Source organism: Pseudoalteromonas sp. S16_S37 (genome assembly GCF_014694405.1).
In the GTDB taxonomy this organism is placed as follows: Bacteria; Pseudomonadota; Gammaproteobacteria; order Enterobacterales; family Alteromonadaceae; genus Pseudoalteromonas.
Genome location: NZ_JAAUWV010000087.1, coordinates 1 through 12,204 on the forward strand (window position 1 = coordinate 1; position 12,204 = coordinate 12,204).

General features: G+C 41.7%; 11 protein-coding genes and 1 pseudogene. 4 read left to right on the plus strand and 8 right to left on the minus strand.

Annotated elements, in window-relative coordinates:
• Positions 1–111 precede the first annotated feature (111 nt).
• Positions 112–618 (plus strand): annotated as a pseudogene (locus tag HC733_RS20940) (TPR end-of-group domain-containing protein); the annotation flags it as partial.
• On the opposite strand, the gene HC733_RS20945 reads toward HC733_RS20940, so the two are convergent.
• The 7 genes from HC733_RS20945 to HC733_RS20975 form a co-directional block, all read right to left on the minus strand.
• On the minus strand, positions 593–1,027 hold the full coding sequence (locus HC733_RS20945) for a hypothetical protein (RefSeq protein ID WP_190366924.1): 435 nt from the start codon (positions 1,025–1,027) through the stop codon (positions 593–595). The pseudogene HC733_RS20940 and the gene HC733_RS20945 sit on opposite strands and share 26 nt — an antisense overlap.
• Positions 1,028–1,281: 254 nt before the next feature.
• Positions 1,282–1,482 carry a hypothetical protein gene (locus tag HC733_RS20950; RefSeq protein ID WP_190366925.1) on the minus strand — a complete coding sequence of 67 codons (201 nt, stop codon included), beginning with the start codon at positions 1,480–1,482 and terminating at the stop codon, positions 1,282–1,284.
• 15 nt (positions 1,483–1,497) lie between these two features.
• On the minus strand, positions 1,498–1,815 hold the full coding sequence (locus HC733_RS20955) for a hypothetical protein (RefSeq protein ID WP_194710106.1): 318 nt from the start codon (positions 1,813–1,815) through the stop codon (positions 1,498–1,500).
• A 71-nt stretch (positions 1,816–1,886) separates the two neighbouring features.
• Complete coding sequence (locus HC733_RS20960) at positions 1,887–2,627, minus strand: ferredoxin--NADP reductase (protein ID WP_190366926.1); 741 nt, start codon at positions 2,625–2,627, stop codon at positions 1,887–1,889.
• Between the two features lie 118 nt (positions 2,628–2,745).
• Entirely contained in the window at positions 2,746–3,723 is a 978-nt protein-coding gene (locus tag HC733_RS20965; protein WP_190366927.1) for a hypothetical protein, read from the minus strand.
• A gap of 220 nt (positions 3,724–3,943) precedes the next feature.
• Positions 3,944–4,645 (minus strand): purine-nucleoside phosphorylase, encoded by a 702-nt coding sequence (deoD, locus tag HC733_RS20970; RefSeq protein WP_190366928.1) that lies wholly within the window; start codon positions 4,643–4,645, stop codon positions 3,944–3,946.
• Positions 4,646–4,661: 16 nt separating this feature from the next.
• Positions 4,662–5,876: a phosphopentomutase gene (locus HC733_RS20975; protein WP_190366929.1), complete on the minus strand. Its 1,215-nt coding sequence runs from the start codon at positions 5,874–5,876 to the stop codon at positions 4,662–4,664.
• 303 nt (positions 5,877–6,179) lie between these two features.
• Between HC733_RS20975 and udk the strand changes: the two genes are divergently transcribed.
• Positions 6,180–6,809 (plus strand): uridine kinase, encoded by a 630-nt coding sequence (gene udk / locus HC733_RS20980; RefSeq protein ID WP_190366930.1) that lies wholly within the window; start codon positions 6,180–6,182, stop codon positions 6,807–6,809.
• A gap of 17 nt (positions 6,810–6,826) precedes the next feature.
• Entirely contained in the window at positions 6,827–8,050 is a 1,224-nt protein-coding gene (locus HC733_RS20985) for a NupC/NupG family nucleoside CNT transporter (protein ID WP_190366931.1), read from the plus strand.
• A 118-nt stretch (positions 8,051–8,168) separates the two neighbouring features.
• Here the strand turns inward: HC733_RS20985 and HC733_RS20990 are convergent, their stop codons facing one another.
• Entirely contained in the window at positions 8,169–10,796 is a 2,628-nt protein-coding gene (locus HC733_RS20990; RefSeq protein ID WP_190366932.1) for a hypothetical protein, read from the minus strand.
• A gap of 215 nt (positions 10,797–11,011) precedes the next feature.
• On the opposite strand from HC733_RS20990, the gene HC733_RS20995 reads away from it, so the two are divergent.
• The gene (locus tag HC733_RS20995; protein ID WP_190366933.1) at positions 11,012–11,494 is read left to right on the plus strand and encodes a GNAT family N-acetyltransferase; all 483 of its coding nucleotides are present in this window, start codon (positions 11,012–11,014) and stop codon (positions 11,492–11,494) included.
• Positions 11,495–12,204: the final 710 nt, after the last annotated feature.

A 12,204-nucleotide genomic window follows, 5' to 3' on the forward strand; every position in this document is an offset into this window, starting at 1 on the left:
AAATTGCGTCTAAGTTATTCATGCCCTTGTCCTTGGTAATCTTATGTTTCTTGGTCGAAAGATCTGATCACCACAAGGGCTTTTAGTTCATTTTCTTATGCGCAGCTCAGGTTAGTTAAAGAGCGCGTGGGCAGCATTACGCAAGAATATGAGCAAAGGCTACAAGTCCTTGAATCAAAATTAAAAGAGCGCTCTGAAGAGATCTTGAACAGTCACAAAAAAATAACCATTACCAACGAAGTTCACTCGCTTTGGATGCGCGCTAATTTAGAAAGCGATATGAACTCAAAAATTGAAATTTATGATGAAATACTAAAACGTAAACCTGAGGATGTTGAAGCAATTGCCTACAAGGCAGACGCCTTGCTAGAGCTTGGCCAAACTGGCGTTGCAATTCAATTGTGTAATCAAGCGTTAGATATGGATAACGATTATGGTTATGCGTACTGGCAAAGAGCATGTGCCTACGCAATGCTACATCAACATGCCGACGCTATGGCGGATATTCGTATGGCTTTAGAATATGCGCCTAATCTAAAAAATGAGCTATTACACGAAGCAGCATTTGCCAGCTTGCACGACAATGCCAGTTTTAATGAGCTGATTGCACATTCGTAAGTGCTCTGTCGAGTAACCGTTTTTGTAACTTGTAAACCTGCTGGGCAGCACTGCCCAGCTCTGCTTGCCGATTTTGTAACTGAATAAATTGCGCATTACTTAAATCAAAAGCAGCAAATGCTTTACGATGATGAGCAAATGAAAAAAACAACTGCTCTAGACTACCGTCATCCAGTGCTATCTTTAAGCCCTTTTCAAGTAACTGGGCAAACTCCAGATTGTCTTTTCTCACATAAAAGTGCATCGTTGCGGGATACTGCAATACGAACTTAGGCCAAACAGTGAGTTTATCCCCTTTGATAGCCTGCAGTTCAGTGTTGGCTTCGGTAATTGCCCTTGGAAAATAGTAGCCAGTATGTTGTTGTAAAACTTTATAAAGCTCTTCATCACCGTAGGTATTTTCAATCAAAAAACCGTTATCACGCTATATATCAGCATCTGGCCAATCCCTGCCAACGAGCGCTTTTAAGCGCTTTAATTGGGAAACACCCGTCAGCGCATTAAAAAATGAGATTCACTTGTATTGATCACCAACAGACGAATACCGTAGCGACCAATAGCAAGGGGAACAGGCACCGCAAGCGCTTGTTCACTGCGTGCTTTAGCAGACATAGTCCACATAACATCAATGTTCTTCTTTTGAAGCTCAATAAACTGGCGGTTTTAAGTGACCAGCACATCTATCGGTTGTAACCACATATGCTGCTTATCATCCGACACCTTAGACAAAGCCAGTTCGAGCACTTTCACAAAGTACATATTGTTGGGGTTATTACACAAAGAGGTTGCATCAACATACTTTATTGTTTGCGAAAAGCTGCACTGAGAAATCAGTAAAAAAGCAAAACAAAGCTTATATATCATATAATTAACTCTATTTTACAACCGCTTTAAATAAGCATCGATGGCGTGCGAAAGTAGCTCATCTATTTGCTCTTCAAATTCGTCTTTATCTTTATCAAGCCTTTCTAAGTAAGCCACAACCTGATTGGACGATAAATTTTTATTACCTACTTTGTATTCCCGCTCTGGCAATGACTTGTCATAGCGTGGAACAAAATTAAACAAAGCATACACTGGCGGTTTGATTATTTTATTCGCAAATTGGCAAAAACCTTCCACATAATCAACACCTGTAGGGCCTAAACACCCAGGTTCAACGCGATACAGTAGTTTTATTCTTTTGTCTTCACTCATTTTTATACCAAATTTATGTTGTTTAACTTACAAACCAATAGGTAAGCAAATAATGTCAGGTTGCATTTGGATCACCAATATTGCTCTACACTTATATGGCCAGGCTCTGCGCGCCGATGTCTTTTAAAGCCTCTATCTATTAACAGCTCCGTCGTGTCTTTCACCATTTGTGGATTGCCGCAAATCATAAAATGACTAGACTTAGGTAACTCATGCAAACCACAATAAGCACTCAAATCGCCTGATTTTAATACCTCAGTGATCCGCCCTGCTAGACCAGATTGGGGCGCTTCTCTTGATACTACAGGAATATAGGTAAATTGTTTAAATAACCGCTGAGTAGCCATAATTTGAGTTTGATAAGTGAGGTCATCATTATGGCGTACACCATGCACCAATATCACACGCTTAAACCGCTCCCATAGCTTTCCCTGTGCAATTATCGACAAAAATGGACCTATTGCAGTGCCTGTGCTTAACATCCATAGCACATCCGCATCTGGCACTTCTTCAAGCGTTAAAAAGCCATTTGCTTGAGCGTCAACATATATTTCATCATCAACCTTAAGTTCTGACAGTTTACGAGACAAACTACCATCTGCAACTTCAATTAAATAAAATTCCAATACAGGGTCTTGTGGAGAGTTGACAAAAGAATATGCTCTAGCAACGCGTTTATCGCCTATTTGCATTGCTAGCTTTGTAAACTGACCAGCTTTAAATGGTTGCACATCAGCGCATACCCTTAAACTAAATAAGCTTGGCGTCCACCAATTTACATCGAGTACTTTACCTGTTACCCACTGTGGCATGTATTTTCCCCGTTATGCTCGCAATTAAAGCAGTTTTGAGTCATTGCTTTTAGGTGTGCAGACACACTAAAGGCACAGCATTTCTTTGAATTAAACCATGGCAGATATACCAATAAAGTCAAAATTTGGGACACCATGGCGCACCCAAAAACTCAGATAAAGACTTATCCCCTCGCCGTTTTGGCTTTTGTTTAGGATAAAGGTGTTGCATGTTAATTGCTTCTAGATGGGCCTTAATATCGGTAGCGTAGCCTCGTTTTAGTAACGGCTTAATATGCTCGGTGAGCCACTTTTCGTGCTCAGCAGTAACCTGCTGTGCTTTGATAGATTGCGCAATGACATCTAACCAATATAAATACTGCGAGTCTTGCTCTTTAAGCAAAGCTTCAAAGCCAGTTCGATAATCAGCAAATTTGTCCAACGATTTATATGCCAACGCTGCGCCGAGAATATTGAATGTAACCCCTACTTTAGACAACTGATCACCAAGCAAACTATACTGTTCTCTCGCTTGATCGAAACTGCTGAGCGCATCCTCAAACTTACCCAAAGAACTAAGTATATTGCCCCTTACAACTAAATAGCCTGCCTTCACTTTCATAGATAACTGTTTTTCATCAATGCTGTTAATAAGCTGAAATGCCATAGCTGGCTGATCAGATAATTTATATACAATTGCTAAATTAACCTTAAGCAGCGCAAGTTCTAAGTCACTCGCAGACTGTGCAAGCGCACATGTGTAGTGAATTCGAGCTTGCTCTAGCTGATTGTTGTAGCGATAAGCAACACCTACTCTGGTTAGCAAAGTGAACTTCATTGGTTCAACATAACTTGATAATTCAGTGTCATATAACCTTTTTACAATGCTTTCAAAAGCAGGCCACTGCGCAGAATTTAACGCAGCTAACAACCCCTCGTAATGCAAATCGACCAATGTTTGTTTGTCGGTGGTGGTGTTTACTTGCTCAACCAATTGAGAATATAGCTGCAACGCTTTATCAGGCTCACTAGAGGAGAGTCTTTTCAACTCATCTAGCTGTACTGCACTTACAGGCAGCATGAGTAACGAAGACAATAGCAAAGCAGTAATCGACATCTAGAAGTAACTCCCAAACCGTGACGCTATCAAAAGCATAGCTTTGATCTAAGCAATTTACCTAGATGTTTTACAAAGTGACAGGCAAAAAAAAGCCGCACTAGGTGCGGCTTTTTGGGTGTGATTCGCTTTGTTTTAGGCGTGTCTCCAAAACTCTGCGATTACGTTACCAAGGAACTTATTCATTTGAGGGCCTTGCTAAACCCGCAAATATAAATTTTTAAATAGACTCTAAAGCGATTTTAACCATCTCGTTAAACGTACTCTGACGCTCTTCGCTCGGTGTGGCTTCACCGGTAATAACATGATCACTCACGGTAAATAGAGCCATCGCTTTTGCACCGTATTCAGCAGCAACGCCATACATGCCTGCAGTTTCCATATCTACAGCCATAATGCCTAGCTTGTCTAGCTGCTCATAAAAAGAGCCGTCTGCTTGATAAAAAGTGTCGGTTGTGAATACGTTACCAACTTTCGCGTCAATACCAAGTTTGCGAGCTGCATTTACACCGTTTTCTAATAAACCAAAGTCGGCTATCGCTGCAAAATCATAACCACGAACACGAGCACGGTTTACATTTGAGTCTGTACTTGCACCTTGTGCAAAAATCACATCACGAATTTTGATGTCTTTACTTATACCGCCACAAGTACCAATTCGGATCAGATTTTTTACGCCATAGCTTACAATTAGCTCTTTAGCGTAGATAGACATTGAAGGAATACCCATGCCCGAACCCATGATGCTTACTGGTTTACCGTTATAAGTACCAGTGAAACCATACATGTTACGAACACCAGTCACTTGACGCGCATCTTCTAAAAAGTGCTCCGCAATATATTGTGCTCGAAGCGGGTCGCCTGGCATTAATACTGTTTCAGCAAAATCACCACTGTTTGCACTAATATGAGGTGTGCTCATCGATTGTTTTCCTTCTTCATGCTTTGTTTAGTGAAGTAACAAACCCTTCACCATACTCAAGCGCAGATAAATTAAACCACTGGGCAAGGGTTTGACCTATATCTGCAAAACTTTGTCTCTCTCCTAATGGAGCATTTATCATACCCGGTGTGTAAGCCAATACTGGCACATACTCGCGAGTATGATCTGTACCTGGTGCTGTTGGATCACAACCATGGTCGGCAGTTATCAACAGCAAGTCATCGCTTCGCAGTTTATTGAGTATAGTCGGTAAAAAAGCATCAAATTGCTCTAATGCCTGCGCATATCCAACTGCATTGCGGCGATGGCCAAATTTTTCATCAAAATCCACTAAATTGGTGAAAATCAAACTGTGATCAGGGGCACTATCTACTAGCTCAGAGGTTTTCTCTAGCAAGTTCATCAACCCTGGTGCTTTGTGTTTCTGAGTAATGCCTTGATGCGCATATATGTCAGAAATTTTACCTACACTGATCACTTCACCACCATCAGCTGCCAACTTATCTAACACTGTCGGAGCAGGTGGTAACACCGAATAATCTCTACGATTACCCGTACGAATAAAGTCGGCACTCGAAGTGCCTATAAACGGCCGCGCAATCACTCGTCCTATATTCATTTCATCAAGCAGTGCCCGTGCGATTTCACATACTTGATAAAGCTTGTCAAGGCCGAATGATTGCTCATGAGCGGCTATTTGAAAAACGCTATCAACTGAGGTGTAACAAATAGGCATGCCAGTTTTTACATGCTCTTCACCCAGTTGTTCTAAAATGGTTGTTCCTGAGGCATAGCAGTTTCCTAAAATGCCAGGAATCTCAGCTCGTTTGCATAACTCATCTACAAACGCCTGAGGGAAACAAGGTGTTGTATTTGGGAAATAGCCCCAATCAAACAACACAGGCACACCAGCCATTTCCCAATGACCTGATGGCGTATCTTTACCGCTTGAAAGCTCTTTGGCATAACCCCAAGCTGCTTGAGGATTCTGGCGCTCACTTACTTCGCAGATTTTGCCCCCTGCCGCTTCGCAAGCGTCTATCAAACCTAAGCGACTTAAGTTCGGTAAAGACAGTGCTTTGCCAGTTTCTTTTTTATAAGCTTGTAAGAGGTGTGCAAGCGTATTTGCACCAACATCACCAAATTTATCTGCATCTGGTGCGGCGCCAATGCCTAGGCTATCTGCCATTAAAATGATTGCTCTTGCCATTAGTTACCTCATATTTACAAGACTTGGGTTTACATGTGTGTAATTATTCAACTTGCGCTCCCATTGATTGCTACTTTATTGTTGCTCCGAATAATCGTACAGGACATAAGTCCGCTGTCATAAAAGCATAACAAAATTCACGAACTGCTTTGAAGTTGTTGATTTTGTCTCACAGGACATAAGTCCTGTTTTGTTGTCTGCAAAATCGCTAAATTTGCATCCTAAGCGAAGCAAAAGAGATTAATCGTGTCTTTTTTGCTATTGTGATCTTCCAACGTTAACAACTGCTGGGTGTGAACTTTAGTGACACGAACAATTATAGCTATTGCTGGAGCATCTGCTTCTGGCAAATCTCTTTTTACACAAACAATTTACAATGAACTGGTTAACGAGCTTGAGTCAGGCGCGATTGCCATTATTGAAGAAGACGCTTATTACAAAGATCAATCGCATTTGCCGTTCGAGCATAGAACTCAAACTAACTATGACCATCCGGATGCGTTTGAACATGACTTGCTGCGCACTCATTTAGAGCAGCTAAGAAAAGGTAATGCAGTTGAAGTACCTACTTATGATTATGCTCAGCATACTCGTAGTAACGAAACTCGCACAGTAACGCCCGCAAAGATTTTAATTATTGAGGGTATTTTGTTACTCAGCGATCCCGCATTGAGTGAAGAATTTGATATCAAGGTGTTTATTGATACGCCTTTAGATATTTGTTTACTACGTCGTATGCAACGTGACATTGAGCAACGTGGTAGAAGCTTGCCGTCGGTGGTGGAACAATACCAAGCAACGGTAAGACCGATGTTTTATCAGTTTATTGAGCCTTCAAAGCACAATGCCGACTTGGTCGTCACCCGTGGCGGTATGAATCGCGTTGCGATTGATATAATTAAAAGTAAAATAAAATACTTACTGCAAGAATAAAACGGGAACTTTAGGGCATGACAACAATAATGAGCTTAGTGGGCATGTTAATGCTACTGAGCGTTGCGTACGTTTTTTCAACAAATCGTAGCGCTATAAACAAACGTACGGTTGGCGTTGCATTTTTGATGCAAGTGGCAATCGGTGGCTTTGTACTGTTTGTTGAAGCGGGTAAAAACGCTTTAGCGAGCATGTCGAGCGCAGTTTCAGCGGTGATTGGTTATGCCAATGACGGGATTGGGTTTTTATTTGGACCATTGGCAGACAAAAGCTCTTTGGGCTTTATCTTTGCGGTACAAGTATTACCCGTGATCGTATTCTTCTCTGCTTTAGTAGCTGTTTTGTACTACTTGGGCATTATGGAATGGATCATTAAAATTTTAGGTGGCGGTTTACAAAAGCTGTTACAAACATCAAAGCCAGAATCTTTGTCAGCGACGGCTAATATTTTCGTAGGTCAAACGGAAGCACCTTTGATTGTTAAACCGTTTATACCAACGATGACAAAATCTGAACTATTCGCCGTGATGGTGGGTGGTTTGGCTACAGTAGCAGGTTCGGTGATGGCCGGATACGTGGCAATAGGTGTAGAACTTAAATACCTAATTGCGGCGAGCTTTATGGCAGCCCCTGGTGGTTTTTTGATGGCTAAAATGATTGTGCCAGAAACAGAACAACCAAAACAAAACTTAGCGGATGTATGCGCTGAGGAAGACAAACCAGTTAATGTTATTGATGCAGCCGCAGCAGGCGCATCAAGCGGTATGCATTTAGCCCTTAACGTTGGTGCAATGCTGCTGGCATTTGTAGCATTAATTGCTTTGTTAAATGGCATGTTAGGTGGCATTGGCGCATGGTTTGACCATCCAACCTTAACATTGCAAGAGATTTTAGGTTACGTATTTGCCCCAGTCGCATGGCTAATTGGCGTGCCATGGGATGAAGCCGTAACAGCCGGTAGCTTTATCGGTCAAAAGTTAGTAGTGAACGAATTTGTCGCCTACTTAGACTTTATGAATTATCGCGATGGGTTAAGCGAACATACACAAGCGATTGTCACATTCGCGTTATGTGGCTTTGCTAACCTATCATCGATAGCAATTTTACTAGGCGGACTAGGCGGTATGGCGCCAAGTCGTAGAAAGGATATCGCACGCTTAGGGCTCAGAGCGGTTTTAGCAGGGTCAATGGCTAACCTGATGAGCGCAGCAATTGCAGGGTTTTTCCTCTCGCTAGCTTAGAAACTTAACGAGATATGCCGCATTTGCAAAACAATTGGTTGAATGCCTTAAGGGGTTAAGGCTTTCATACTAACTTGAACGATACTTCACCAAAGGGCCGCAAGGCCCTTTTATCGTTTTAAGCCGACTCTAATTCTAATTGATTAACGTCTTCGTCATGCTCATACGTTCTTTCCAAGCGCTCAATGGCTTTTAGTGCATATTGCTTATCTTCTTCAGGTAATGAATCTATTAGCTCAGCAAACTCATCAAACGTCCAATGGGTTGGTTGCTTGCCAAGCCCTTGAACTATCTTTTCGTAGCGTAGTTGGTTATCTTGAGTTCTATTCGCAAGCCATGCTAAAAAGGCAACCACGCTGCCAGCAACACAGTCAGAGGCATAATCGACTAAGTATTCATCAGCAAATTTAATGGCCTGTGGATATTGCTGAGCAACCACTGACCAGCCAATTCGCGCGGCTCGCGCATCTCGCATATTCGTTTGAATTTTTGGGCAAACGTCATCACAAAACATCTCGATAACTTTATTATATGCGCACGGGTCACTATCTCGTTCTGCAATATTATAAGCTTGATTCAAAGCCGTCATAGCTGCTTGGTGTCGCACTTTATCACACACATCATTACCAAACATCTCGATAACTTTATTATATGCATCAGGGTCACTATCTCGTTTCGCAATAGCATTGGCTTGATTAAAAGCCGCCATTGCAGCTTGGTGTCGCACTTTATCACACACATCATTACCAAACATCTCGATAACTTTATTATATGCATCAGGGTCACTATCTCGTTTCGAAAAACCATTGGCTTGATTAAAAGCCGCCATAGCTGCACGTAATCTTATCTCGTGGCAAGCGTCTGCATTGAACCTGTCGATAACCTCATTATATGCTTCTGGACATCTGTCTCGCTCCGCCATTATTTGTGCTTTTACAAACATTGCTTTGGCCGCTAAAAGCTTAAGCTCAATATTGCTACTACCCATATAGCGAACTACTACAAACTGGAGTAACTCATCTCGCTTAATTCTGTTTGCATATTGAAATAGGTTTTCTGCAACTCTCACTCTTAAATTATCACTGAGACTGTCATCTGCAGGAAACTCATCAAGTAATTTAGTGCAGTCATTGTTTATGCTATACAACTCTGGGAAATGCTTCCCCCTCAACCCTAACGGGGCACAAGGTTGTTGATGCTGTGTAAGTGCATAAAAACTGCAAAGCCTGTTATAGGCTTGTTCATTACCCATGCTCATTCTGCCAACTAAGGAATACATGTCTGCTGGATGCTCATCAGTTAGCTTAATAAATGCTTGTAGCTCTTCATTAAACGTTGACAGCAGCTCATCAACTTGGAAACGACTTAAACTCCTGAGTTCAGTAATGATGCGTAGCTTCTCACCCAAACCCAGTGACAGCGAGTAAATACACTTATCGACCATTTCCAAAGCCGTATCACGCTCTTTGTATGTAAATGCAATTTGCTGTGCGCAGGCCGCTAACGTGGGCACAATATGTTGTGACTGTGTTTCCATAATTATTTTTTTGAGCGCTCTGCTTAATGCAACGACTAGGTTATTTTGTCCTAGCAGCAACTTAGCATGTTCACCCAATCTTTCAATTGCTTCTAATCGCAATGCAATATCGGGCTCAGTAACCAGAAAATATACTAGTGGGATATCACATAATAAATCATGACCTAAGTGCCATTGCATCGCTTTACCACTGCCCGTTGTTGACACCCAACCTTGACGCTGCAGCATATCAGAGGCTTTTCGTAATGGTTTCGAAAGCCCCTCTCGCACTGCCTTATCCATTGGATATAGGCACAGTAAAAAGGTGAAGTCTTCTTCCGTTAGGTTGTTATCAATATGACGACGTAACCTTTTTACCAGCCAATATCCATCATCATTGTCGCTTTTACTATCTGTCATGCCATGATTACTAAAATCGTAGCTCACCAAAGTGGCGATCAATGGCACCGCTGAGTCAATAGCTTGAGAGCGCAGCGGCTCCGGTACCTTAGCATTGGAGAGTATCTCTTCACATACTTGCTTTCGCCAAGGCAGTAAAAGTGGCTCATTAAGTGATACTTCTTGACAGGCTCTTGAGTTTAAATATTCAGGCCCTTGCATAGCTGCTGAGCCATTGCTGAGCGTTCTTGTGGTTGTGACTAAAACTGCATAGCCTTCACTTTGGCTGATGATAGCTTGATGAACACCATCATATAGAGCGCCCATTTGCTCTATGTAATCAATAATAAGCAAGGTTCTACACCTGTTCAGCCTTGCATCTTCAATAATAGATTTTACATCTTCTAAACTCGCATGTTTTTGTACCAACACACCTCGAAATCCGGATGCGCGATACAACTCAAGCGCAAGTCGTGTTTTGCCTAGGCCACCATCCCCAGTAATAACCAAAGGTCGAGTGTGTTCTTCAAGAAAAGACAATAATTTGAATATACCCAACTCTTTTGGCGCAGCGACATAAGCTTGAATATCCGCACGCAATCGCGCCCTTAACCCTTCTTTACCTGCTAACCATTCAGGATCATCAAAGCCTATTGGCAGCGATTGCTTGCTCCCAAAGCTAAGCTTGCTAAGTACATACTTTCTGGGTAATTGAAAGGCGAACAATATGCCTAACACGGCCATTATGAATCCAAATACCGCAGACCAATTCTCAACCACAAAAAATGCGATTACATCAACAGTGTCACTTACGACTGAAAGCCACTTCATACATAGTCCTTGCTGCTAAGCATTGAATTTAGAGGGTGTTTTAAAAACATACTCATTTACTCTCATAATATCAATGCTCTACAGCTGGGCTAGCCAATTATTTTAGGCGACTATTCGCCTTGGAGTATTTAGGGTAATAAAAACAAAATAAATTTAGATAGATGTGATAAAAATATTAACATCAGCGTATTACGATGGAACCTGAGATCAGTACAATGAAAACATATTATTTAGAGATGCACAGTAAAGACTGCTTTGCCCCTTATGCGCTTCCAAGCGGTTTATCAATTATTGAAGTTGAACAGTTGCAGCCTGAGTTTAACCTGTTTTTGTATTCCTTTGTGGGTAAGCCGTGGGGTTGGACTGACAAGCTGACTTGGCCAATTGAGCGGTGGCGAGCCCACTTAACTAAAAACTGTATCCGTACTTGGGTAGCCTATGTGCAAGGCGCGATTGCAGGGTATTATGAGTTAAGCCTACAACCTGAGGGCAACGTTGAAATTGCCTATTTTGGTTTAACAGCGCAATTTATTGGTAAAGGGTATGGTAAAGCGTTGCTAAGCCACGCAGTTGAATCAGCATGGTCAATTGGCTCAACAAAGCGACTTTGGGTTCATACCTGCGATTTAGATCACCCAAGTGCTTTGCAAAATTACCAAAGTAGGGGCTTTGAAATATACAAGGTTGAGTCAGAGTAAGGTTTTAAAAATAAATAAGCGTTCATTTGCTCTAACAAAACGCATTTATATTGCTTTCAAATACGTATCGAAGACTGGTTATGACATGGCAAATTATTGGATGTTGCCGTTGGTTTACCTACCCTACTTTGATTAGCATTATGGCAAGTGTTGGTATGAAAAAAGCTAAGTTGCGCAATACGGTAAGCTGCTCCCCAAACTAAATAGGCATAAACAGCCCCATATTATATATAGTTAAGTCAGCTAAAGCTGTGTTTTACGGGTAAATGTTCTCGACGACATAAGCTATTTTGTCTTGATTAGACTCCTCATTGGTGCGCATTCATTTAAGCAATGAATTGAATCGTTTACACCTTAGCTGATAACTGCGTTACTCACCTTTAACTAACTGGACGAACGAGCCATCCCCTTGAGTAGTGCCAGATTAAGGTTAACCGATAAATGTCTAGTGGCCCTAAACGATAAGTTGTACCGACTGATCTAGGCAGCGATAAGAACGCAATAAGAGACCCTCAATATGTGTTTGCCGTGAACGATTTTAACGGCTAGCTGACATAACGAAGTTGAACTGGTTTAAGCGTTGCCAATACAAATTAGTCGATTCTGAAAATCTCGGTTTTTCAAAAAACTGAGGTTGTTCAATTTGGATTGCCATCTTTAGAGTCGGTTAACCATCTAACGTTTTTGTTGTTTGATTTTCACGTGCCAAT

What these genes read in the sequence shown, in the direction of transcription:
- deoD (WP_190366928.1), bottom strand. Translation starts at nt 4,645, where the DNA reads ATGAGCACACCTCATATTAGTGCAAACAGTGGTGATTTTGCTGAAACA.
- HC733_RS20985 (WP_190366931.1), top strand. Translation starts at nt 6,827, where the DNA reads ATGACAACAATAATGAGCTTAGTGGGCATGTTAATGCTACTGAGCGTT.
- HC733_RS20975 (WP_190366929.1), bottom strand. Translation starts at nt 5,876, where the DNA reads ATGGCAAGAGCAATCATTTTAATGGCAGATAGCCTAGGCATTGGCGCC.
- HC733_RS20990 (WP_190366932.1), bottom strand. Translation starts at nt 10,796, where the DNA reads ATGAAGTGGCTTTCAGTCGTAAGTGACACTGTTGATGTAATCGCATTT.
- HC733_RS20950 (WP_190366925.1), bottom strand. Translation starts at nt 1,482, where the DNA reads ATGATATATAAGCTTTGTTTTGCTTTTTTACTGATTTCTCAGTGCAGC.
- HC733_RS20995 (WP_190366933.1), top strand. Translation starts at nt 11,012, where the DNA reads ATGAAAACATATTATTTAGAGATGCACAGTAAAGACTGCTTTGCCCCT.
- HC733_RS20955 (WP_194710106.1), bottom strand. Translation starts at nt 1,815, where the DNA reads ATGAGTGAAGACAAAAGAATAAAACTACTGTATCGCGTTGAACCTGGG.
- HC733_RS20965 (WP_190366927.1), bottom strand. Translation starts at nt 3,723, where the DNA reads ATGTCGATTACTGCTTTGCTATTGTCTTCGTTACTCATGCTGCCTGTA.
- HC733_RS20960 (WP_190366926.1), bottom strand. Translation starts at nt 2,627, where the DNA reads ATGCCACAGTGGGTAACAGGTAAAGTACTCGATGTAAATTGGTGGACG.